Source organism: Microvirga terrae, from assembly GCF_013307435.2.
GTDB classification, from domain to species: domain Bacteria; phylum Pseudomonadota; class Alphaproteobacteria; order Rhizobiales; family Beijerinckiaceae; genus Microvirga; species Microvirga terrae.
Genome location: NZ_CP102845.1, coordinates 3,658,810 through 3,681,337, shown reverse-complemented (window position 1 = coordinate 3,681,337; position 22,528 = coordinate 3,658,810). Strand labels below are relative to the sequence as shown.

Genomic DNA, 22,528 nt, shown 5'->3' with positions numbered 1-22,528 from the left:
GGTCTGCATCGTTACGGCATGGCCACTTGGCGACGGCCATTGACGGCGGAACTGCTCGGCGTCTCCGGAGCCTTGCCCATCGTGGCGGAGCGGTCGATCGACTGGAACAGGCTGCCGATGCCGCCCAGAACCTCATAGGACTTGCGGGAGAGCGTGCCGGCCAGGAACGCTTGCGTCGGGGCCTGGGCCTGATCGGCCGCCGGACCCTTGGCGGAGGCCACCCGGGAGGCATTCGCCGGGCTTGCGCCCGGGATGGGGCGGATCTCAAGGTTCTGGTGAGCGACCCCCATCACCTCATGCCATGTCATGGCCGGAAGGGTGCCGCCGGTCATCTCGTTCATGGGGCTCGAATCGTCGTTGCCGTACCAGACGCTGGCGACGAGGTTTCCGGTGAAGCCCACGAACCATGCATCCTTGTACCCGTTCGTGGTGCCGGTCTTGCCCGCGACCGGAATGCCCTCGAGCGCCGCGCGCTTGCCGGTGCCTTCCTCGACCACCTTGTTGAGCATGAAATTCATGTCGTTCACCACGCGGGTGTCGAGCACCTGCTTGGGCGGCGTATCCCGGTCGTGGCGGTAGATGACCTCGCCCGACGAGTTGCGGACCTCCCAGGCGGCATAGGGGTCGGCGCGCTTTCCGCCATTGGCGAAGACCGCGTAGGATGCCGCCATGTCGATCGGGGTGACCTCGGCTGCGCCGATGGGCAGCGAACTCGAATCCGTCAGCGGGTGGGTCAGGCCCATGCGCTTGGCCGTGTCGATGATCACCGCCCGGCCGGCCTTGGCATTGCCTTTGCCGATTTCGAGCGACATGCGGACCGGGATGGAGTTGATCGATCGCGCCAGGGCCGAGACAAGGGGCATGGAGCCGGAGAAGGAGCGGCCGTAATTCTGCGGGCACCAGTTGCCCAGGCAGATCGGCTGGTCGACGACGACCGAGTTGGGGCGCAGTTTCGGATTGGTCGTCAGGGCGGCGGCATAGACGAAGGGCTTGAACGACGAGCCGGGCTGCCGCAGGCCGGCCGTGGCGCGGTTGAACTGGCTCTGGCCGTAGTCCCGCCCGCCGACGATCGTGCGCACGGCGCCGTCCACGTCCATGACGACGATCGCGCCCTGGCCGGCCTTGTACTGGCGGCCGTGCTGGCGAAGCATGTTCTCCAGGGTCTCTTCCGTGTGCCGCTGGAGGGCCGTGTCGAGGGGCGTCTTCACGATCAGCACGCGCTCGTGACCGAATTTCTTCTGAGAGGCCAGACCCTTGACCTGGTCATAGGCCCAGTCGAGGTAAAAGTCCGGGGTCGTCTCGCGCTCCCGGTTCACCGGCGTCGCAGGGTTCCGGCGGGCCGTCTGGATCTGGCCCTCGGTCAGGAACCCGGCCTCGACCATGTTGCGCAGGACCTCGTTCGCCCGGGCGCGGGCGGCGGGCAGGTTCACGTGCGGGGCGTATTTGGTCGGAGCCTTGAACAGGCCGGCCAGCATGGCGGATTCGGCCAGGGTCAGCTCCTTGGCGGGTTTGCTGAAATAATAGTCGGCCGCCGCTACGACGCCATGGGCGCCACCGCCCATATACGCCCGGTCGAGATAGAGCTTGAGGATCTCGTCCTTGTTCAGATGGAACTCCAGCCACACCGCCAGGAAGGCTTCCTTGATCTTGCGCTCCAAGGAGCGCTCGTTGGTGAGGAAGAGGTTCTTGGCCAATTGCTGGGTGATGGAGGAGCCGCCCTGCACCACGCCGCCGCCCTGGGCATTCACCACGACGGCCCGGAAGGTGCCGATCGGATCGATGCCCCAATGGTCATAGAAGCGCCGGTCTTCCGTCGCCAGCGCGGCCTTGATCATGTAGTCCGGGAAATCCTCCAGCTTGTAGGAATCGTCGAGGTGCAGGCCGCGCCGCCCGACCTCCTGTCCGTAACGATCGAGGAAAGTGACGGCGAGATCCTGTGTCTTGAGCCAGTCATCCTCGGTTTCGCGGAACGCCGGCAGGGCGAGCGCCAGCATGAGGACCGCGCCCAAGGAGCCCAGGGTCGTGGCCTCGCTGGTCAGATCCAGGATGACCCGAAGGGGGCCGCGGAACCGCAGGCACTTCATCTTCTCCGAGTACCAGCCCCAGGCACCCGCCAGTCCACGTCCGCTCTGGAACAGCGCGGAGTTGAGCCACGCATCGAACCAAAGCGCCGCGCGCTTGATCCGCGTCGTAAAAGGGATGGGGGGCTGCTGGCTCACGGTGGTCCTTTGGGCAGTCAGAGACCTGACATGCCTCGATTATGATCTTTGAATTCCCTAGAGCATCGGTCCCAAAAGAGGAATGCACTTTCGGGATGCATCCGAGGCTCGGCCTTCTCGGTAACGCCTCGCGCGGAAAGATGAGCCCGGTCCCCTTTGTGCTGACGCGGACTTCCCGTTCTGCCCGATACGCTGGCGGCGACGCCGAAGCGTGGCGCTGCTGATATATATAACTCAGAACCTTGTTTGTAGGTTCACAGAGATTTACCTCTTAGGAAGTAAGGGCGGCCTTCCGTGCGGATTAGCACGTTCCTTCAAACCGCCTCAATGAGACGTCAAAGCGCCCCTATGCCAAACGCCGCACCCGTCATTCGCCCTCTGCCGGAGGAGCAGCCCTTCTGGCGCGCGAAGTCGCTCGAAGCCATGAGCCTCGATGAATGGGAGAGCCTGTGCGACGGATGCGGACGCTGCTGCCTGGTCAAGCTCGAGGACGAGGATACGGCCGAGGTGATGTACACGGACGTGGGCTGCACTCTTCTCGACGACCAGACCTGCCGCTGCCGCGACTATCCAAACCGTCAGGCCAAGGTGGCCGATTGCGTCCGTCTGACGCCTCAGGCGGTGCGCAGCCTCTCGTGGCTGCCCGAGACCTGCGCCTATCGCCTTCTCGCCGAGGGTCACGACCTCTACTGGTGGCACCCGCTCGTCTCGGGGGACCCGGAGACGGTGCATGCGGCCGGGATCTCTGTCCGTGACCGGGTCGCAGGACCGGAGGAGGAGTTCACGATCGCCGAACTCCTGGAGCGCATCACCGACTGGCCGATGGAAGACCCGGGCGCCAGAAACGAGTGACCGCTCGGCGGTCGAATCGCAAGGCCGCCGTTCCAGGGGGCGTCCTTGGCGCGTGCCAGCCCACGCACCCCTCCGTGCAGCGTTCGAAGGTCCTGTTCATCCTGCAGGACAAACCGCCGCAGATCCCGTGCTCTCAAGCCTCTGACGTATTCCTCCGCACCCTGGGAAAGCGCGGCGACCCGGTCTCGCCACCGGCGCCTGGGAGCCTGAGGCATCGGGTGCGACGCGCGATTCTACCCCTTTAGAGTCACCCTCATCTCTTTCGGGTAATTGCCACGGTCGCGCCTAAAGGCAAACCTCATCGACCCCGCAACAGCTCTGATCCCACTATTCTTCAGAATAATTTCCAAACAGGGTGGTTCTATGCCTGCTATTGCTACTTACGGCATGACTGGAAATGCGTATATCGATGGTGTTCTCGGCGATTATAAATGGGCGTCTAACAGCTTAATCTATAGCTTTCCTACGAATGGTTCCGACTACGGAAATTCTTACGGTACAGCGGAGAACATTACGAATTTCGGCAGCCTCAGTGCAGTTCAGCAGACGACCGCACGCAATGCTCTGAAGACATATGCGGCAGTCGCGAACCTGGCATTCACCGAAAGCGGCGAAACCGCAACGCAGCACGCCGACATCCGCTTTGCGATGTCCGACAAGACCGAGTCGGCCTGGGCCTACCTCCCCAATACGGCGGCCGAAGGTGGGGATGTCTGGTTCAACAGCTCAAACGGCTATTTCACCAGCCCCGTGAAGGGCAACTACGCCTTCATGGTGTTCCTGCACGAGCTCGGGCACGCGCTCGGGCTCGAGCACACGCATGAAGGCAACGTCATGCCGCAGGACCGAGACTCGCTGGAGTATACGGTCATGAGCTATCGCTCCTATGTCGGGGCCTCGAACACGGCAGGCTACACGAATGAAACCTGGAGCTATGCGCAGTCGCTGATGATGTACGATATCGCGGCCGTGCAGCAGATGTACGGGGCAAACTACGCCACCAATGGCGGCAACTCGACCTATGCGTGGAGTCCGACGACCGGAGAGATGTCCATCAACGGGGTCGGCCAGGGGAGGCCGGGCGCCAACAAGGTCTTCCTCACGATCTGGGACGGGGGTGGAAACGATACCTACGACCTTTCCGCCTATACATCGAACCTCACTATCGATCTCCGTCCCGGTGAATGGATCAAGACGTCCACGGCTCAACTGGCGAAACTGAACTGGGAGGGCACGAAAACGGCCGCCGGCAACATCGCCAATGCCTTGCTTTTCCAGGGCGATGCCCGGTCGCTCATCGAGAATGCCGTCGGCGGATCGGGCAATGATTCCCTGACCGGTAACGATGGCGCCAACCTGCTCAGAGCCGGTTCCGGCTCGGACAGGCTGTACGGCATCGGAGGAAGCGACTCACTTGAGGGAGGTGCGGGAGCCGATACGCTCGCCGGAGGCGCCGGGGCTGACATCTTCGATTTCAACTCCGTCAAGGATTCTCTCCCAAACGCGCGGGATACGATCCAGGACTTCCTGCGGGGCTCCGACCGCATCGATCTGCGCACCATCGATGCCAACACGGCGGCCGGCGGGGATCAGGCATTCTCGTTCATCGGCAACAAGGCGTTCACGGGTGCGAGCGGACAGCTGGCCTTCTCCGGCAGCGTGCTCTCCGGGGACGTGAACGGCGACAAGATCGCGGATTTTCGCATCAATGTCGCAGGAATCACAACCCTCGCCGCGAGCGACTTCCTTCTCTGATGGAGGTTCGAGGAGATCCGCCGATGAGTGACTGGATCGACTTCGATCGGTGGCCAAGCTGCGCGCAGCTGGAGCGGCCCGGCTTCGTGTTCGAGGTCAGGAACGGGGAGGGCCGCAACCTGCTGACCACCTGCTCCGTTCCCCTCCAACTGCCGTTCGACTGGACGTCGCCCCCAGTGCAGTTTCGCCTCGTCGCGGCGCCAAAGCCGCGCCGCTCCAATCCCATTCCGCCACCACAAATGTGAGATTGTCTGGTCCAGAGCTCGCCCGAGCGGTTTACTGGCCGGGCTTCCGGCGACGCGACGTCAGGGTCGGGCTCGTTCCCTGGGCGACCTGCAGGCAGGTGAGCATGTCCACATAGCTGGGCGTCCCGCCGATCTGCGCTTCCTGCCCGCAGGTCGTGCGCGTGCCCTCCGGCGCGCTGCTCCAGATGTCTCGGAGCTGGCGTTCGGCTGCCGTCTCGTCCCGCATGCAGCTCTCGTAAGGATTCGTATCCTGTGGAGTGAGGGGCTGGGCCTCCTTGCAGGTTGCCTCGACATTGAAACGGGGGAGCTGCTGCGCCGCAGCTGGCAGGCCTGACAGGGTTCCGAACAGCGCCAACAGACCGAGCTTATAAGCCTTCATGCCAGCCTCCTTCATGTATCGATTTCGTCGGACCCCAACTTCGAACGATCATTCCTGGACTCAAAACGATGCGGGACCTGTCTGGCGAGAAGGTGCAGGACGCGCAGGATCTCATTCCGCCGCATAGAAGCTAATCATAGTGTAAGGCATATGCTCATGCGCTCAAGGGCGTGTTCCTCGGGATTGCAGGCGGCCGTGGGCCTTGTCGGCCTCGCGTGTCTCGCTTGGTCTCACGCCTTCGAATCGGCCTCCCGTCGACCGCCATGGCCCGGCTCGCCCGGGACGTCGGTCTGCTCCCCGAGCGTCTCGCGCACATAAAGCTTCTTCACCAGCACATAGGTGACCACCGCGAGGGGGAAGCCGAAGATCAGCCCCAGGGTCCCGAACAGGACGCTCCCGATCAGGATGGCGAACAGCGCCAAAGCCGGAGGTATGCTGATCACCCGTCGCGCAACCATCGGGAAGATCACGTTGCCCTCGATCTGCTGGATCGCGATAACCGCGACCACGGTCCAGAGCGCCGCCTCGCCGCTCACGCTGAAGGCGATCAGGACGGCCGGCAGCGCTCCCAGGATCGGGCCGAGAAACGGGATGAAATCGGCCATGCCCGCAATGAGGCCGAGCGCAAGCGCGGAGGGCAGGCCGATCAGCCAGAACGCGATGGTCGACAGCACCGCCACACAGGCCATGGCGATCAGCTGCGAGGTCAGCCACAGCTTCAGGGCTTGGCCGGATGCCTGCAGCGAGCTTTCGACCCGCCCATGATGCCTTACGGGAAACAGCTTGACCAAGCCTTGGCGGTAGACGCGCGGCGCGGCCGCGATGTAGAGGCCTGCAATCACCACCAGGATGAAGTCCGCCAGCCCATCCAGAATGGCGCCGCCGATCCCGGCGAGCCGAGCCGCCATTCCGCTGGTCGGCGCATTGTTCACGATCTCCGATAGATCGTCGCTCACTGGTCCGATGCCGAGCTGCTTGCTGAAATTGTCGATTGCCGAAGGCAGCCGCTCGACCACGTTGGAGAACTGGGCCCGAACCTGCGTTCCGAACAGCGTAATGATGGCCAGGAACAGGATGAAGATGAGCAGACTGGCAACGGTCAAGCTCCAGCGGCTGGGCACCCTGAGAAAGCGTTCGAGAGCCTCCGAAGCCGCATGCAGAAGAATGGCCACCAGAACGGCCCCGAAGGCGAGAAGAAGAACATCCGACAGCTTCCACAGGAGGAGGGCGAGCGCCGCTATGCCTAGAACGATCAAGGTCTTACGGACGAATTGCGCGTCGTCCATGTTGCCCCACCCGGAACGGTCCTGATCCATCATCGTTTACGCCTCACGCTGTCTGTTGTGACAATCGAGGTGGCGGGGCTCGGTTCCCTCAATCGATGTCGACGTAGATCCAAGATATTTCAGACTACATCCTTGTGGTTCCGCGGGAGCTGTTTGCGCAGTTTCGTAGTTCGGGGGAACGTATTTTAATGTTACCGGTTATCGTGCCATGGAGGGATTCAAATGACTTCGCAAGTCATCTGTTTTATTCTTGGCACTGTGTTTCCGCTCGCAATGGTGGGGTGGCTATTCATCCACTGACCAACGTTTTGAATACTGTTCTTCATCGATGAGGACTGTTTAGGGATTGTTTTAGTCCCGCGTAGCGAAAAGCCCGCCTGGTTTCCCAGGCGGGCTTTTCGGCATCTCTGATCGACTCTCCCGCTATCGAACGACCTCCGTGCAGGCTTGATTGCCGTAGGCGTCCACCGTGCATGTCCGCTGCCGGATCGACCCGGTCGTCGCGGCATCGGGGACCACGACGACGCCCGGGGCGTTCTGCATCTTCGCGTTCTGCTCGGCGAGACCACCCGCGATGCCGCCGACCCCGGCGCCGACGACCGCGCCCACCGGACCTCCGACGATGGCGCCTGTCACAGCGCCGGTTGCGACGCCTGCGGCGGTGCCTTCCTGTGCCGAAGCAAGGTGAGGCATGATCAAGAGGGAGGCTGCGGCGATCCCGAAAGCAAACTTACGCATAACTTGATCCTTCATCAGATAATCGTCTGATGGGTAACGCCCCTTTTATGCTTAAGGTTCCAGCATTAGCCTTAGAGCCTTGGCCTAGACTTCGTTGCGGCCGTCGCGCGCTTGATCAATTCTTCCCGAAGCGGATCGGGAAGTTCGATCCCCGTCAGCCGCCAGGTTGTGCCACTCAGGCGCAGGGTGATCTTGAACTGTCGCTCCTTCGGTTCATCGGGCGGGAGCGGGATGGTGACCGAGCGGAAGCCTTGCGATTCCGAAAAGATGAAGGTGCGCCACCCGTTCTCGAGCGACGAAGCATCGAAGCCGACGGGGAAAAAGAGGGCGCCGCGGCCCTGCGGGCCGGCCACCTGCTGCAACTGCCCGTCGTCGAGAAGGTCGATGACGGCTTGCGGCGTGATGAGTTCTTCGAGAACCGGGTTCAGGACGGCGGTGCCGGCCTGTGCGGCAGCCTGCTGGCCAAGTCCGTCGAGGTCCTGGCTCTTCAGGTACTCGCCCAGGATCTGACGGGCCAGGGAAGCGCGGAGCGCATTGAAGTTGACCCGTTCGGTGATCCGACCGATGTCTCGGGCTTCGACGGCCTTCGAGAGATCGTAGAGCGCGACGAAGGGCGAAACCATGAAGATCGCCCAGGCGAGGAAAAGGAGAAAACTGATCCGGAACGTCCAACGCATCGTCTGTCGGTGCCCCTTGATACTCAGGCGATGGCCCAGCGCCCGCCGAGTCGCGAGCGCACGAGGTCCGTTGCGGCGAGCGTCTTATCTGGGCACGAAGGGGGCGAGAAAAAAGGGCGACCTTTCGGCCGCCCTCTCTACGGTGATGGCTCTGAACGGATCAGCCGCGGGCGCGGGCGCGGATCATGAAGGTATCGTAGGCGTATTCCGCCACTTGGAACCAGAGATATTCCTCGTTCCGGAAGCCCTTGACCGCGTCGACGACTTTCTTGAAATCCGCGTTCTTGGCCGAGACCTCGTCGAAGACCTCGTTGGTCGCCTTGTAGGCGGCTTCGAGGATTTCCTGCGAGAACGGACGCAGTTGCGTGCCGGCGCCGAGGAGGCGGCGCAGGGCGGCCGGGTTGCGGGCGTCGTACTTGGCCAGCATGTCGTTGTTGGCATAGGCGGCCGCCGTCGTCAGGATCGCCTGGTATGACTTCGGGAGTTCCTTCCACTTGCCCTGATTGACGAACAGGTGGATCGCCGGGCCTCCTTCCCAGAAGCCCGGATAGTAGTAGTACGGGGCGACTTTCGAGAAGCCGAGCTTCTCGTCGTCATAGGGGCCGACCCACTCGGCGGCGTCGATGGTGCCGCGCTCGAGAGACGGATAGATGTCGCCGCCGGGAATCTGCTGCGGCACGGCGCCGAGCTTCTGCATCACCATGCCGGCGATGCCGGCGATGCGGATCTTCAGGCCCTTCAGGTCGTCGACCGTCTTGATCTCCTTGCGGTACCAGCCGCCCATCTGCACGCCGGTGTTGCCGGCGGGCATGCCGTAGAGGTTGTGCTTGGCATAGAACTCGTTGAGCAGATCGTTGCCGCCGCCCTGATAGAGCCAGGCGTTCATCTGACGGGCGTTCAGGCCGAACGGCGCCGCCGTGCCAAGGGCGAAGGTCGGATCCTTGCCGAAGTAGTAGTAGGAGCAGGTGTGCCCCAGCTCGACCGTGCCGTTGCCGACCGCGTCGGCGATCTGCGGCTGCGGGACGATTTCGCCGGCCGCGAAGGGCTGGATCTGGAACTTGCCGTCCGTCGCTTCCGAGACGTATTTCGCGATCACTTCGGCGGCGCCGAAGATGGTGTCGAGGGACTTGGGGAAGCCCGATTGCAGGCGCCACTTGATCTCCGGGCTGGACTGGGCGATCGCCGGGGCGGCCACCGCGGTGGCGGCGGCGCCGACCGTTGCGGCCTGCAGGAACTGACGACGTTTCATTGCTTTTTTTCCTCTCTGGCTCGTGACTTCCGTCACTTGGCGCCACTTGACACTAAATTCGGTTCCCTTCGCAAGAAGCCTGGCGGTACTATCGACTAATGATCTATGCGTCCGCCCCTCAGAGCCTTGATCTTGCTCGGGAAAGACGCAGGGAGCGCCCGTCAGCGCCGGCGCCGGACGGCACTTGGCGCGCGGCGCTTCGTCCAGGACATGATCCGGCGCGGGCCCATGGCGGTTTCGAGGGTCGCCCATGAGACGAAGCCTGGAGCGACGGCAGCGACGACGTCCGGCCGAATGGCGGAGCCCCCGGTCTCGCCAGGCGGCTCGGCCCCGTGCCGGCAACGTCCCGCCGCATCGCGCAGGGCAACGCCGAGGTCGGCGCCGTGAAGGTCCGGATCGAACGAGGCAGGGGCGGTCGGGTCGGGCATGCTCATGCCGCGAGGATTAGCACGACCTGCAGCCTATGCAAGGATTTATCGTAACATTATTCGCAGAACAGCCGTCCCCGGCACGGTCCGTCGGGCGGCGGCAGCCGGTCAGGCTTCGGGGGTCGGAGATCCCTTGTCGAAGGTCGACCCCTTCGGGATGCTGAAGACCTCGGCGGCGCAGACCAGGGTGAACAGGGCGACGACGCCGCCGATCTCCGCCAGGCTGACGAGGGCCGAGGGCAGGGCCGAAGAGAGGTCGCCGACATAGACGAATGCGCCCACGACGAGCGCAACAACAGCAGCCCAAAAGATCATGGGCTTCCTCCCGGCAAAGCTTGATGCGCACATATAACGGGCTTGGCATAAAAAAGTTCCTAAAGGTCACGCTGAAAAATTCCTGAATCCCGACGCTCCGGCCGGGGCGAAGCGCCCTATCTGGCGAAGGACCGAGATCCTGTTTCTGAGAGAAGCGCGCATCATGCGGTCCGTCATCGACAGGGTCGTGCCGAACCTCGCCGTTCCGGACCAAACCATCCTGGACGAGGCCCGAGCGGCATCGCGGCGCGGCGAGGATATCCATGCGCGCCTGCTGCGGCGGATCCCGGCCTTCGCGGCGATCGAACAGGGTCCGCCCGACCGCGTCCGGGCCTGTCCGGCGACCCTTCGGATCGCGGCCTTCAACAGCGAGCGTCTCGGGAACCGGCCGGCGACTCGCCTTCTCCTGGAACGGGCCGGCGCCGACATCGCGCTCCTGAGCGAGGTCGATTGCGGCATGGCGCGATCGGGCAACGCGCACAACCTGCGCGATCTCACCGCCGCCTCCGGAGAGGGCTATCTGTTCGGCGCCGAGTTCGTGGAACTCGATCTCGGCGATGCGGGCGAGATGCGCGAGCATGCCGGCGAGCGCAACGTGGCGAGCCTCCATGGCAACGCCATCGTGACCCGCCTCGCCCTTGAGGCGCCGCACCTGATTCCGCTGGAGGAGGGCGGCCTGTGGTTCTCCGGCTTCTCGGGCGCGCAGAGGCGGATCGGCCGGCGCATGGCGCTCGCCGCCCGTATCGGCGATGCGCCGCAGCCCCTCTGGGTCGTGAGCACCCATCTCGAAAGCAAGACCGATCCGGCCGACCGGCAGGCGCAGATCCGCGCCCTGCTGCAGGCGCTCGATGCCCTCGCGCCGGACGCGCCTTGCGTGATCGGCGGCGACTTCAACACCAAGGCGCTGCCGCGGGCCGAGGACGAACTGCATCTCCTCCTCGAGGCGCCGGAGCGCACCGAGCCGCTCTTCGGCGATCTCGCGCAGGCGGGCTTTACCTGGGCAGGCGCCAATCTCGCGCGCCCGACCCAGACGCCGGGGCCGAAGACCAAGCACGAGCCGCCCTTCGGCAAGCTCGATTGGATCGTCGTGCGCGGGCTCGAGGCGGCGAACCCGCGGATCGTCCCGGCCCTCGACCGGGAGGGCAGGGCGGTGTCGGATCACGAGATGATCGCCGTGGATGTCAGGCTCGCCTGACCGGCGATCCCGCCGCTCCGGCCCGCGCCGCCAGCCTCAGAGCAAGCCGCTGGAGATGCCGGCGATCAACCGTTGATCGCCGGCTCGCTGCCCGGCGAGCCCGGCCTCCTCCCGGGCCGGGCGCAGGAGCGCGCGAAGGCGCAGGACATTGACCGGGAGCAGGATGACGTGCAGGGCGAGAACCGGGATGAACGGGCCCATCGCCCCGTAGCCGATGAAGCAGACATTGGCCCCGATGGCCATGACGCGCATGGGCAGCATGGTGCGCTGGGCGAAAGTCGCCAGCGTCAGGCCCGACGCGGCATAACCCATGAGGTCGATCCAGCCCACGATCATGTCCGAGGTCCTCCGATGGTTGCCGCCCTGGCGGCCAGCGGCCGGGGCGCGGCGGCGTCACCGCCGGTCCGGGAACGCCCTGGGGTACGGAACCGAACATTCCTGTGCCCGGCGCCGGGCGTAGTCCTGGCGCTTCCAGACGGTCAGGGTCACGATCAGCACGCAGCACAGGGTGTTGCCGGCGAAGACCGTCGCCATGCGCCAGTCATCCACCACGAGCACCGCGTAGGCCACCGTGGACAGATGGGAGACGCCGAAGAGGGTCCAGGTCGTGTACGAGATGGCGGCCGCGCCCTGCCGGTCTCGGCTGATCTTCACGATCTGCGGCAGATAGGCCAGGATCCTGGCCGTGTTGCACGCGGTGAACACCAGGAGCGCCGCATCGGCGGTCGTGACCGGCATGGTCAATCCGCGACGTGCACGCTGATGGGGCAGTAGGCGACCACATCGTCGCGCGTGTCCAGGATCCGAGACGCGACCCTGTTGAGGGTCTCGGCGCCGAAGCGCTCGTAGAGCACGGACGCCGCGGAGCGCGGCTCGCTCACGTAGCTGCGCGTCACCAGGTGCAGAGCCGCCGCGCCGTCCTCCGGTCCGAACCGGCTCGCGAAATAGCGTCCCTGGCAGCCGCACCCGGTCCCATCGGCGTCGGCGATGGCGCCGCATTCGCCCTCCACGTTCAACGCCGCCGAACCGGCCATCGCCGGTGGCGCCGCTGCGACCAGGAGGGCGGTGAGGGCCAGGTGTGCATGTCTCATCGGCTGTCCCTTCGCGGTTCCAGTCTGGGATCGGGAAGCCGCCCGCAGGCCGCTCCCGATCCGGAGGATCGAATCGAGGATGAGCGCTCGTGGGTCAGGATGAATCGGACGAAACGCGCCGTCCTCCGCCATTTGGCGGAGGGCCGGCGATTCGGCGTCGGTTACGCTGTGGGGATGTGCTCGCGCGCACGTCGTCGTTCACGTCGCCCCGGGGGATTCCATGAAGCCGGACCAAGCCTTCTCGGACCTGATCGGCCGCATCTACGACTGCGCTCTCGACACCTCGGCCTGGCCGGCGGTTCTCGGTGAGATCACGCAGGCCTTCGGCGGTGTCATGGCCGACCTGATGGTCCACGAGCCGTTCGAGCCCAGGCAGATCATCGCGGCGGTCCACAACTGGCCCGACGAACTCGTCGCCAAGGTGCAGGCCAACGTCCACATCAATCCTGCGCTTCCGATCGGTCTGGCCGCCCCGGTCGGGCAGCCCCTCTGCACGACGCGGGATTTTCCGGAGCTCCATCGCAGCCGGTTCTGGCGCACCTGCTTCATGGACCGCGGCATCTTCGATTACATCACGACGCCGCTCACGCGAACGGTGACGAGTTTCGCCACCTGGGGCGTCGTGGGCAGCGAGGCCCGGGGAGCCTTCGGGGACGAGGATCTCGAACTCGCCCGGCTCCTCTCGCCGCACATCAAGCGCGCGGTGGACATCTCCGGCGTCATCGGTCATCGCCGCGTCGAGGCCGGAACCCTGCGCGCGGCCCTCGATGCGCTCGCGACCGCGGCGCTGATCGTCGAGCCCGACGGCACCGTGCTGTTCCGCAACCGGGCGGCCGACCAGGAGCTCGCTTCGCAGAAGCTGCTGCGCGACCACAACGGCCGCCTGGTCGGGGTGACCCCGGAGGCCGTGCGGCTGCTCGGCACGCTCGGATCGTTCAGCACCGGCAGGACGCATCACGGCATCGACGCCTTCCTGACCGACTCGGCGGGACGAACGATGCACGCCACCGGGGCCGCGCTGGACCAGGCCGGGGAGGAGATCGGCAGTCCCATCCTGGTGCTGCTGCGCGAGCCGGAGGCGGCGTTCACGACACCGCTCGCAAGCGCCGCCTCGCTCTATCGGCTCACCATCGGCGAGCTGCAGGTGCTCGGCCAGGTGCTCCAGGGACATACCCTGGCCGACGCCGCCGACATCCTGGGCCTCGCCCGCTCGACGGTGAAGACCCACCTGGAGGGGATCTACCGCAAGACGCAGACGAATCGGCAGGCCGAACTCGTGTCGCGAATCATGAGCCTCGCGTCGCCGCTCGGAGGCCGACGGGACTGACCGGCACCGGGCCGGAATTCACCTGCCGAATGCGGCCATTCCCGACTTGCATGGAACGGAATCGAGGTTTCCCGTTCATTGGCCACTTGTTCTGATTCCGTCCAGGAAACCTGTGACACTATCCTTAAATTCCTGGCCATTCCGGAACATTCGCGAACGCTCCTTGACGTCTCTATCCGGATCATCGCTGGGCGCGTCCCACCTTCGACGTCATCACCGGCCTTGTGCCGGTGATCTCGATCGTCGTGAACGCCGAGCCTCACCGCATCGGGATGGCCGGCACGAGCCCGGCCATGACAGGCGGAGGGGGCGCAGGGCGGGGAGCGTCACGTTGCCGAGAGGGCTGCTATGCTCTGCCGTTATCACTTGGCTCGTTCCTCCCTCCCACGTCATCACCGGCCTTGTCCCGGTGATTCCGATCGATTGGAACGTCGAGCCTTTCCGGATCGGGATGGCCGGCACGGGGCCGGCCATGACGGAGGAGGGTGTCGTCACCGGCCCGCACCATCCTCCACGTCATCACCGGGCTTGTCCCGGTGATCCCGATCATCTGGAGCGCCGCGCCTCACCGGATCGGGATGGCCGGTCATGAGGCCCGGCCATCCCGTGGAAGGTCGCAGGACGAGGAAGGCGGCCTTCTCCAGGAGCGCATGCCCCTGGCGTCCGATTCCGGACAGGAATTTTCCCCTTGACAGCGCGACGCTCTTAGAGTACAAAACGTGAACACTGACGAAGTGTGAATCAAGCCCCCGCATTCACCGCTCGGTGCAACCTCCGCCGCTCAAGCGCCCCCGCTTGGGCGGTTTTTTATTGGCATGATCCATGGGCCAGAGAATCGACATTTCCGACGAGCAGAAGCAGCAGGCCTGGGAGATCTATGCCCGCCAGCCGGACAAGCATCTGCCGGACATCCAGGCATTCCTGGGCATCTCGTCGAGCAGCTTCGCCCGGAAGCGCGATCTCTGGGGCTGGCCGCCGCGTTATGCCGCGCTGAACGAGAACGCGCTGAGCAAGGCTGCGAAGGACCAGGGCGGAATCGCCGGTCTCCACAAGGCCGCCACGGCGTCCGTCAACGATGCGGCGCGCGCGCTCGCCCAGGCGACCAGGGCGCAGATCGACACGCTCATGGACGAGCAGCGCACCGGACGCGCCAAGGACCACGACAGGACGGCCCGCCGGCTCGCCGCCTATGCCAGAACGCTGGCGGCGGCCCGGGCCCTGCTGCAACAGGAAGGCTCATCGCTCGATGTCACCGAGCCTCGCGATCAACCAAGGCGCAGCCTCCACGAGCTGCGCGACGAACTTGCTCACCATCTTGACCGGGTTATCGCGGAAGAGGAGGCTCGCGGACGCGACGGCATCCTGGTCTGACGACGATTTCGACCAGGTCCTGCGCCATTGGCCGGTCCGCTGCCGGCCCGAGCAGCGCCTGCCGGGGCTCTCCCGCGCGCATGCTCCGTGGTCCGTCTGGCTCATGCTCGGCGGGCGCGGCGCGGGCAAGACCCGCACCGGCGCCGAATGGGTTCGCGGCATCGCCCTCGGGGCTCCCGATTTCGCCCATCAGGCGTCCGGGCGCATCGCGCTGATCGGCGAGACGTTTTCCGACGCCCGCAACGTGATGATCGAGGGGCCGGCCGGAATCCTCGCCGTCCACGCGCGCCATGAGCGCCCCGCGTGGTCGCCGTCCTTGCGCAAGCTCGAATGGGCGAACGGCGCGGTCGCGCAGGTGTTCTCGGCCGAGGATCCGGATTCGCTGCGCGGCCCGCAATTCGATGCGGCCTGGGCGGACGAACTCGCCAAGTGGCGGCACGTGGAGGAGACCTGGGACATGCTGCAGTTCGGCCTGCGCCTCGGGGCGCATCCGCGCCAGATCGTCACCACGACGCCGCGTCCGATCCCGCTCATCAAGCGCTTCCTCGCCGATCCGACCGTGGCGGTGTCGCGCATGCGCACCGCCGACAATGCGGAGAACCTGGCGCCGGTCTTCCTCGACACGGTGATGCGCCGCTATGCGGGCACGCGTCTCGGCCGGCAGGAACTCGACGGCGACATCATCGAGGACCGCCCGGATGCCCTGTGGACGCGCGACATGATCGAAGGCAACCGCGTTGCGTCGGCACCGCCGCTCGCGCGCATTGTCGTGGCGGTCGATCCGCCAGCCTCGTCGTCGAAGCGGGCGGATGCCTGCGGGATCGTCGCGGCGGGCGTGGACGATGCCGGCACGGCCCATGTGCTGGAGGACGCGACCGCGTCGGGCCTGAAGCCGCCGGACTGGGCCGCGAAGGCGGTGGCGCTCTATCGCAGGCTCGAGGCCGATGCGCTCGTGGTCGAGACGAACCAGGGCGGCGAGATGGCGACCGGCGTGATCCGCGAGGTCGATCCGTCCGTGCCGGTGGTGAGCGTGCGCGCCACGCGCGGAAAGTATCTGCGCGCGGAGCCGGTCTCGGTGCTCTACGCGCAGAACCGCGTGCGCCACGTGGGCGCGCTGCCGGAGCTCGAGGACGAGATGTGCGATTTCGGCCCCGGCGGCCTCACCTCCGGCCGCTCACCCGACCGCCTCGACGCGCTCGTCTGGGCCCTGACGGAGCTGATGCTGCGCGAGCGGCGCGAGCCGCGGGTGCGCGTGCTGTGAGGGGGAGGTTGTCGCGCGAACCCGTCGATCAACCTCCACGTCATCACCGGGCTCGTCCCGGTGATCTCGATCCGAAGGGCGTTGCGCTTCGATCAATCGGGATGGCCGGCACAGGGCCGGCCATGACGTGGGAAGGGTGCGATGGCCGGCCCGAAGCATTCGAAAAAAACGCCCCAGCCGAAGGACGGTGTTCACGCACGCATCGGCCGGGGCGCCGTGACTCCCGTAGGGGCAAGAGATGGAGCCACAGCCGTTAAGGTAAGCGGCGCGCGGCGATGCTCAACGTCTCCTGATGGGGTGAGCCTTTCGGGCGAGCGTGTCTCCAAAGGAGCATGGCGCCGGAACGGACGGGCGCCCGGGTCCGGCTGCAGGGCCGGGGCGGATGGCAGTCCATCCGTGCCGCTCCGCCCCGCCATCTGCCTCATGCCGTCCCGAATAGGAGAAAGGACGGCCGAGCCCGAGAAACTGTTGGTCGCGCCAGCCGAGGAGGGGGACCCGCTCGGCTGGCGCGTGAATGTCGCCGGAAGCCCCTGCAACGGTCAAAGATTACCGCAGGGTCTGTGACCGTCCAATGACAACCGGGCGGAAACTGCCGCCTTCTTCGGCATCCGCTGCGGAAGTTGTCGCCAGCGTGGAGAACCGGCAGGCATTTTCGTATCACCCACCATACCCTCGACGTCGTCACCGGGCTCGTCCCGGTGATCCCGATGCCTTGAAGCGCCGTGCCTCACCGTATCGGGATGGCCGGGACAAGCCCGGCCATGACGTGTCGCGCTGATGTCATGTCCCACCTCTGCATGCCCCATTCCGGGCAGGAGCTTTTCATGTTCGATCGATTCTTCCGCAGGCCCCGGGCGCCGTCCGAGGCCAAGGCGTCGCGGGTGCAGCGCGCCGTCGCGCTCTATGGGGCGGGGCGCGCCGTGTGGACGCCGCGCGACTATGCGGCGCTCTCCCGCGAGGGGTTCCAGAAGAACGCCGTGGTGCATCGCGCCGTGCGGCTCGTGAGCGAGGCGGCGGCCGCGCTGCCCCTGGTGCTCAAGGACCAGGGCCGCGAGCTTGCCGCCCATCCTCTCCTCGCCCTGCTGGCGCGGCCCAACGCCCGCGAGGGCGGGCAGCGATTCCTGGAGGGCGTCTACGGCCATCTCATGGTGTCCGGCAACGCCTATGTGGAGGCGGTGAGCGTCGACGGGGCGCCGCAGGAGCTCCACGCGCTGCGGCCCGATAGGATGCGCGTGGTGCCCGATGCGGATGGCTGGCCGGCCGCCTACGAATACGCGGTCGGCGCACAGACGATCCGCTTCGCGACCGGCGGCGACGAGGCGCCGTCGCCGATCCTGCACCTCAGCCTGTTCCATCCGGCGGACGACCATTACGGCCTCTCGCCCATGGAGGCGGCCGCGACCGCGCTCGACATCCACAACGCGGCGGGCGCCTGGAACAAGGCGCTCCTCGACAACGCGGCCCGGCCGTCCGGCGCCCTCGTGGTCGGCGGCCCGAGCCTGACGGACCAGCAGTTCGACCGGCTGAAAGGGGAGCTCGAGGCGAACTACCAGGGCGCCGGCAATGCGGGCCGTCCACTGCTCCTCGAAGGCGGGCTCGACTGGCGGCCCCTGTCGCTCTCGCCGAAGGACATGGACTTCGTCGACGCGAAGGCGGCGGCCGCCCGCGAGATCGCGCTCGCCTTCGGGGTGCCGCCGCTGCTGCTCGGCCTGCCGGGCGACAGCACGCATGCCAACTACGCGGAAGCCAACCGCGCCTTCTACCGCCAGACGGTGATCCCGCTCGTCAAGCGCACGGCGGAATCCCTGGCGCACTGGCTCGGCCCGGCCTACGGCGATGCGCTTGCGCTCGAACCCGACCTCGACGCCATCGAAGCGCTCGCCGACGAGCGCGAGAGCCTGTGGCGCCGCGTCTCGGCGGCGGCGTTCCTGTCGGACGACGAGAAGCGCGAGGCGGTCGGCTACGGGCGCGCGGCTTCGGGGCAGGAGCGGCAACCCTAGAGGGCGCCCGCTCGTCCGTTGTCACCGGGCCCGTCCCGGTGATCCCGATCGTCGGAGGCACCGTGCCTTTCCGAGCGGGATGGCCGGGACAGGCCCGGCCATGGCGTGGGAGGGTGTGATCACCGCCTCACGCACCCTCCACGTCATCACCGGCCTTGTGCCGGTGATCTCGATGCTGTGAGACGCGGTGCTCTTCGGATCGAGATGGCCGGGACAGACCCGGCCATGACGTCGTGGAGTGACCGGCAACGGTCGCCGACCTCCCGCCATCTCTTGCAGCGACACGCGGGGACCGCCGCGCCCGCCGCCCGGGCCCGCCGCCTGGACCGCGCCGGCCCTCGGCCCATCCAACGGAGTTCTTTTGCGAGAACAGATCATGAACATGTTCGACCAGATCGCCGAGGCCGTCATCCGGCGCGGGGATCTTGCCCATCTGGCCCTCTTCGTCTGGGCGAGCGGGGCGTCCGCCCTGCTGGCCATGACCCTGCGCGACCTCTTCGCGGCGAACCGCCGGTTCGACGAGTTCGTGCGCGAATTGTCCCTCTTCAACCGCCGTCACTCGGGAGACCTCTCATGACCCGCCCCGCAATCCGCTCGATGGTCCGCCCCACGGTCCGAACGCCGCGCGCGCCGAAGGCGGCGCGGGACGGGCAGTGCCGCCCGGCGCTCGTGTTCCGCGACTTCGTGCGCCAGCTCGAGAAGCTCGATGCGACAGCCGGGACTCCTTCTAGGGTCCTTCGCGGAGCCGTGCGATGAAGCCCGGCACCGCGACGATCCATGAGCGCAAGTTCCTCCCCGAGCCGCCGGGCGCGGTCGATCAGGATGGGGTGTTCGAGGGCTATGCCAGCCTGTTCGGACAGCCCGATCTCGGCAAGGACGTGGTCGTGCCGGGCGCCTTCGCCGAGTCCCTGCGCAGGCGCGGCGCCCGCGACGTGCGGCTGCTCTGGCAGCACGATCCGGGCCAGCCCATCGGACGCTGGCTCCGCATCGCCGAGGACCGGCGCGGCCTGCGCGTGCGCGGCAAGCTCAACCTCGCGGTCGAACGGGCGCGCGAGATCCATGCGCTCATGCGCGACGGCGCGGTCGACGGGCTCTCCATCGGGTTTCGCGTCGAGCGCGCCCGCGCCGAGCGTCCCACCGGCCTGCGCCGGCTGGAGAAGCTCGACCTGTGGGAGATTTCCGTCGTGACCTTCCCGATGCTGCCCGACGCGCGGGTCGAAGCCGTGAAGGACGCAAGCCCGGACCTTGCCGCGCGCATCCGCCGGGCGGCACTGCGACTATTGTCCTGAACCTTGTCCATGGGCGCGCGTTAGTTGAACGCCCCCGCGGATGCGGAAGCGGCGGGCCCTTCTTGGACGGGAAGGCGTCGGATCTCCGCGTATCTTGGGAGGTTGTCATGAAGAAGCTTGCTTTCGTCGCGCTGATCGGCCTGGCGGCCGCGGCCTGCACCACCACGGAAGAGCGCGTCGGCGGCGCGGCCGTCGGAGCGGGCGTGGGTGCGGTTGCCGGTCCTGTCGGCGCAGTGGCGGGCGGCGCCATCGGGGCGGCCACCGGACCGACCGTGACCCGCACGGTGCAGAAGAACACCCGCCGTCGCTGAAGCGGCGCGTCGAGACAAGGCCGCCGCGCCAAGCGCCGTCCTGTGGAGCGAGCCCGCTCGCGTCCCGCAGAGCCGGGCGTCTGCGCGCTCCGGACGGTCCTTCGAGACGCCCGCCGCCGAAACCGTTCCCTCACGGGAAATAAACGGGCCCGCCCTCCGGCGGGCCTTTTTCGTTGAAGCCCTTTTCGAGATCGATTGATTGATATGATTCACGCTCCAGACACCAAAGCCGTATCCGACGACGTCGCCTCGGCGTTCGAGGATTTCGCCCGTGCGTTCGAGGCGTTCAAGGACGCCAACGACACGCGCCTCGCCGAGATCGAGACCAGGCTTTCGACCGACGTGGTGACCGACGAGAAGCTCACCCGCATCGACAGCGCGCTCGACAACGCCAAGCGCCGCATCGACCGGCTCACCCTCGAGCGCGCCCGCCCGCCGCTGTCCGCCGGTCATGACACCGCGCGCGATCCCGCGCAGGCCGAGCACAAGGCCGCGTTTCACGCCTATATCCGGACCGGCGAGGCCTCCGGGCTGAAGCGGCTCGAGGAGAAGGCCCTGTCGGCCGCATCCGGGCCGGACGGCGGCTATCTCGTGCCCGACGCGGTCGAGAGCGAGGTGCTGCGCCGTCTCGCGAGCGTCTCGCCGATCCGCGCCATCGCGTCGGTGCGGGTGATCTCCGGCGGCCAGTACAAGCGCGCCGTCTCGGCCACCGGTCCGGCGACCGGCTGGGTCGGCGAGACCGCGTCCCGTCCGCAGACCGCCAGCCCGACGCTCGCCGAGATGAGCTTCCCGGCCATGGAGATCTACGCCATGCCGGCCGCCACCCAGACCCTGCTCGACGACGCGGTGGTCGATGTCGACCGCTGGATCGCGGAAGAAGTGGAGGCGGCTTTCGCCGAGCAGGAGGGTGCCGCCTTCGTGAGCGGCGACGGCCTCAACAAGCCGAAGGGTTTTCTCACCGTCGACACGGTCGAGGAGGAGATCTGGCAATGGGGCAAGCTCGGCACGGTGCGCACCGGCGGCGCGGCCTTCCCGGCGGAGAACCCGTCAGACGTGCTGGTCGACCTGATCTATGCGCTCAAGAGCGGCTATCGCCAGAACGCCTCCTTCGTGATGAACCGCAAGACGCAGAGCGCGATCCGCCGGTTCAAGGACGACAACGGCCAGTATCTCTGGGCGCCGCCCGCGAGCCTCGGCCAGACCGCGACCCTGATGGGCTTCCCCGTGGTGGAGGCCGAGGACATGCCCGACATCGCGGCGAATGCATGCGCGGTGGCCTTCGGCGATTTCAGGCGCGGCTATCTCGTGGTCGACCGCACCGGCATGCGCGTGCTGCGCGATCCGTATTCCGCCAAGCCCTATGTGCTGTTCTACACCACCAAGCGAGTGGGCGGCGGCGTGCAGGACTACACGGCGATCAAGCTGTTGAAGTTCGCCGCTTAGAGCGGCATCCGTTCCACCCGCCACGTCATCACCGGGCTTGTCCCGGTGATCCCGATGCGAAAGGCGCCGAGCCTCACCTTATCGGGATGGCCGGCACAAGGCCGGCCATGACGGTGCGTGGCTGAACCTTCCCCACGTCATCAGCGGCCTCGTGCCGGTGATCTCCATGAAGAGATGCCCCGCGCTCAACACGATCGGGATGGCCGGGACAGGCCCGGCCATGACGGGGAGGGTAGCGCGCGTCAGGCGTTCAATTTCCCGACCAGGCGCTGTTCAGCCCGCTGAGGCCGCGCATGGTCGAGGCGATCCAGCCGAGATGCTCGACGAGCGGGGTGACGGCCGTGAGGCCCCCGCAGGCGCTCGGCTGGCGGCTGCGCAACGGCCCGCTCGACCAGCTCGTGATTCCGTAGAGCAGATAGCCCGTCTGCGTGGCGGCCAGGATCGGCCCGCCGGAATCGCCCCGGCACGCGCCTGCGCCCGCCGTCTCGGCGAGCCGGTCGCGATCCACGACGATCAGCACCCGGTTCGCGACCTCGATGGGGCCGAGCGACACCAGGTTGGTCTGGCGCAGGGTCCGGGCGGTGCCTCTCGCCCGCTCGGTCAGAACGCCGAAGCCCGCGATCGTCACGCCGTCGCCTACGTCGATCCGGCCGGCCTGCGTCGGGTCGAGGGCGAGGAACTCGGGCCCGACCGGCCGATTGAGCTTGAGAAGCGCGAGATCGATGCCGGGCTGCGTGCGCGGCGTCGTGCCGGGCACGAAGGTCGGGTGGATGGCGAGCGCCGCCACGTTGAAGCGCTGCTGCCGGAAGGCGCGGCTGAGCCCCGTCACCCGATAGGCGGCGCGGTCCGTCATGCAATGCGCCGCGGTGAGCACGACATCCGGTGCGACGATCACCCCCGAGCAGAGCTCGCCCGTGGAGCTCTCGATGGAGACCACGGACCGCCGCAAACCGTTCGGATCGCGCGAGGCGGAGCCCTGCAGGATGGCCCAGGCGGGAGTGGCAATGAGGGTGAGAACCGCAAGGGCGAGGGTTGGCAGAGCGCGCATGGGATGATGATGCCGTGAGGGGGGTGATTTTTTCAAGGCAAGATCTGGG

26 protein-coding genes are annotated in these 22,528 nt (G+C 66.6%); 14 read left to right on the top strand and 12 right to left on the bottom strand.

Going from position 1 to position 22,528, the window contains the following annotated elements:
* Positions 1 to 11: 11 nt before the first annotated feature.
* Positions 12 to 2,219: a transglycosylase domain-containing protein gene (locus HPT29_RS17340; RefSeq protein ID WP_173947023.1), complete on the bottom strand. Its 2,208-nt coding sequence runs from the start codon at positions 2,217 to 2,219 to the stop codon at positions 12 to 14.
* 348 nt (positions 2,220 to 2,567) lie between these two features.
* Here HPT29_RS17340 and HPT29_RS17335 point away from each other — a divergent pair, with 348 nt between their 5' ends.
* The 3 genes from HPT29_RS17335 to HPT29_RS17325 all read left to right on the top strand — a co-directional run bounded on the left by HPT29_RS17335 (position 2,568) and on the right by HPT29_RS17325 (position 5,071).
* Positions 2,568 to 3,071 carry a YcgN family cysteine cluster protein gene (locus tag HPT29_RS17335; RefSeq protein WP_173947022.1) on the top strand — a complete coding sequence of 168 codons (504 nt, stop codon included), beginning with the start codon at positions 2,568 to 2,570 and terminating at the stop codon, positions 3,069 to 3,071.
* A gap of 363 nt (positions 3,072 to 3,434) precedes the next feature.
* Entirely contained in the window at positions 3,435 to 4,826 is a 1,392-nt protein-coding gene (locus HPT29_RS17330; RefSeq protein ID WP_173947036.1) for a M10 family metallopeptidase, read from the top strand.
* Between the two features lie 23 nt (positions 4,827 to 4,849).
* On the top strand, positions 4,850 to 5,071 hold the full coding sequence (locus tag HPT29_RS17325) for a hypothetical protein (protein ID WP_173947021.1): 222 nt from the start codon (positions 4,850 to 4,852) through the stop codon (positions 5,069 to 5,071).
* Positions 5,072 to 5,102: 31 nt separating this feature from the next.
* Here HPT29_RS17325 and HPT29_RS17320 read toward each other — a convergent pair whose 3' ends face one another.
* The 7 genes from HPT29_RS17320 to HPT29_RS17290 form a co-directional block, all read right to left on the bottom strand.
* Entirely contained in the window at positions 5,103 to 5,450 is a 348-nt protein-coding gene (locus tag HPT29_RS17320) for a hypothetical protein (protein ID WP_173947020.1), read from the bottom strand.
* Between the two features lie 230 nt (positions 5,451 to 5,680).
* The gene (locus tag HPT29_RS17315) at positions 5,681 to 6,769 is read right to left on the bottom strand and encodes an AI-2E family transporter (RefSeq protein ID WP_173947019.1); all 1,089 of its coding nucleotides are present in this window, start codon (positions 6,767 to 6,769) and stop codon (positions 5,681 to 5,683) included.
* Between the two features lie 390 nt (positions 6,770 to 7,159).
* Complete coding sequence (locus tag HPT29_RS17310; protein ID WP_210272057.1) at positions 7,160 to 7,474, bottom strand: glycine zipper domain-containing protein; 315 nt, start codon at positions 7,472 to 7,474, stop codon at positions 7,160 to 7,162.
* A 71-nt stretch (positions 7,475 to 7,545) separates the two neighbouring features.
* A complete protein-coding gene (locus tag HPT29_RS17305; RefSeq protein ID WP_173947018.1) occupies positions 7,546 to 8,151 on the bottom strand; it encodes a DUF2939 domain-containing protein in 606 nt (201 codons plus the stop codon).
* Positions 8,152 to 8,311: 160 nt separating this feature from the next.
* Positions 8,312 to 9,400, bottom strand: coding sequence for a TRAP transporter substrate-binding protein (locus HPT29_RS17300; protein ID WP_173947017.1), 1,089 nt, complete (start codon positions 9,398 to 9,400; stop codon positions 8,312 to 8,314).
* A 161-nt stretch (positions 9,401 to 9,561) separates the two neighbouring features.
* Positions 9,562 to 9,828 carry a hypothetical protein gene (locus tag HPT29_RS17295; RefSeq protein ID WP_173947016.1) on the bottom strand — a complete coding sequence of 89 codons (267 nt, stop codon included), beginning with the start codon at positions 9,826 to 9,828 and terminating at the stop codon, positions 9,562 to 9,564.
* A gap of 108 nt (positions 9,829 to 9,936) precedes the next feature.
* A complete protein-coding gene (locus HPT29_RS17290) occupies positions 9,937 to 10,143 on the bottom strand; it encodes a hypothetical protein (RefSeq protein ID WP_173947015.1) in 207 nt (68 codons plus the stop codon).
* A 163-nt stretch (positions 10,144 to 10,306) separates the two neighbouring features.
* On the opposite strand from HPT29_RS17290, the gene HPT29_RS17285 reads away from it, so the two are divergent.
* On the top strand, positions 10,307 to 11,338 hold the full coding sequence (locus HPT29_RS17285) for an endonuclease/exonuclease/phosphatase family protein (RefSeq protein WP_173947014.1): 1,032 nt from the start codon (positions 10,307 to 10,309) through the stop codon (positions 11,336 to 11,338).
* A 36-nt stretch (positions 11,339 to 11,374) separates the two neighbouring features.
* Here HPT29_RS17285 and HPT29_RS17280 read toward each other — a convergent pair whose 3' ends face one another.
* From HPT29_RS17280 to HPT29_RS17270, 3 genes are read right to left on the bottom strand one after another with little or no spacing between them, the layout of a single operon-like run.
* The gene (locus HPT29_RS17280; protein WP_173947013.1) at positions 11,375 to 11,674 is read right to left on the bottom strand and encodes a hypothetical protein; all 300 of its coding nucleotides are present in this window, start codon (positions 11,672 to 11,674) and stop codon (positions 11,375 to 11,377) included.
* Between the two features lie 57 nt (positions 11,675 to 11,731).
* A complete protein-coding gene (locus tag HPT29_RS17275; RefSeq protein WP_173947012.1) occupies positions 11,732 to 12,076 on the bottom strand; it encodes a hypothetical protein in 345 nt (114 codons plus the stop codon).
* 2 nt (positions 12,077 to 12,078) lie between these two features.
* Complete coding sequence (locus HPT29_RS17270; protein ID WP_173947011.1) at positions 12,079 to 12,429, bottom strand: hypothetical protein; 351 nt, start codon at positions 12,427 to 12,429, stop codon at positions 12,079 to 12,081.
* Between the two features lie 220 nt (positions 12,430 to 12,649).
* On the opposite strand from HPT29_RS17270, the gene HPT29_RS17265 reads away from it, so the two are divergent.
* From HPT29_RS17265 to HPT29_RS17220, 10 genes are all read left to right on the top strand, one after another.
* On the top strand, positions 12,650 to 13,756 hold the full coding sequence (locus HPT29_RS17265; protein ID WP_173947010.1) for a helix-turn-helix transcriptional regulator: 1,107 nt from the start codon (positions 12,650 to 12,652) through the stop codon (positions 13,754 to 13,756).
* Between the two features lie 485 nt (positions 13,757 to 14,241).
* The gene (locus HPT29_RS17260) at positions 14,242 to 14,448 is read left to right on the top strand and encodes a hypothetical protein (protein ID WP_173947009.1); all 207 of its coding nucleotides are present in this window, start codon (positions 14,242 to 14,244) and stop codon (positions 14,446 to 14,448) included.
* Between the two features lie 130 nt (positions 14,449 to 14,578).
* Positions 14,579 to 15,127 (top strand): hypothetical protein, encoded by a 549-nt coding sequence (locus HPT29_RS17255; protein WP_173947008.1) that lies wholly within the window; start codon positions 14,579 to 14,581, stop codon positions 15,125 to 15,127.
* Positions 15,072 to 16,388, top strand: coding sequence for a DNA-packaging protein (locus HPT29_RS17250; protein ID WP_490722748.1), 1,317 nt, complete (start codon positions 15,072 to 15,074; stop codon positions 16,386 to 16,388). Before HPT29_RS17255 ends, HPT29_RS17250 begins: the two co-directional genes overlap by 56 nt.
* A gap of 824 nt (positions 16,389 to 17,212) precedes the next feature.
* Positions 17,213 to 18,388, top strand: a complete 1,176-nt coding sequence (locus HPT29_RS17245) for a phage portal protein (protein ID WP_173947007.1) — start codon at positions 17,213 to 17,215, stop codon at positions 18,386 to 18,388.
* 376 nt (positions 18,389 to 18,764) lie between these two features.
* Positions 18,765 to 18,965 (top strand): hypothetical protein, encoded by a 201-nt coding sequence (locus tag HPT29_RS17240; protein WP_173947006.1) that lies wholly within the window; start codon positions 18,765 to 18,767, stop codon positions 18,963 to 18,965.
* Positions 18,962 to 19,144, top strand: coding sequence for a hypothetical protein (locus HPT29_RS17235; RefSeq protein WP_173947005.1), 183 nt, complete (start codon positions 18,962 to 18,964; stop codon positions 19,142 to 19,144). The genes HPT29_RS17240 and HPT29_RS17235 overlap by 4 nt, the downstream gene beginning before the upstream one ends.
* On the top strand, positions 19,141 to 19,677 hold the full coding sequence (locus tag HPT29_RS17230; RefSeq protein WP_173947004.1) for an HK97 family phage prohead protease: 537 nt from the start codon (positions 19,141 to 19,143) through the stop codon (positions 19,675 to 19,677). Before HPT29_RS17235 ends, HPT29_RS17230 begins: the two co-directional genes overlap by 4 nt.
* Positions 19,678 to 19,784: 107 nt before the next feature.
* Positions 19,785 to 19,988, top strand: a complete 204-nt coding sequence (locus tag HPT29_RS17225; protein ID WP_173947003.1) for a hypothetical protein — start codon at positions 19,785 to 19,787, stop codon at positions 19,986 to 19,988.
* Between the two features lie 204 nt (positions 19,989 to 20,192).
* Positions 20,193 to 21,431 carry a phage major capsid protein gene (locus tag HPT29_RS17220; protein ID WP_173947002.1) on the top strand — a complete coding sequence of 413 codons (1,239 nt, stop codon included), beginning with the start codon at positions 20,193 to 20,195 and terminating at the stop codon, positions 21,429 to 21,431.
* A gap of 250 nt (positions 21,432 to 21,681) precedes the next feature.
* Here the strand turns inward: HPT29_RS17220 and HPT29_RS17215 are convergent, their stop codons facing one another.
* On the bottom strand, positions 21,682 to 22,479 hold the full coding sequence (locus HPT29_RS17215; RefSeq protein WP_173947001.1) for a S1 family peptidase: 798 nt from the start codon (positions 22,477 to 22,479) through the stop codon (positions 21,682 to 21,684).
* Between the last annotated feature and the right edge of the window lie 49 nt (positions 22,480 to 22,528).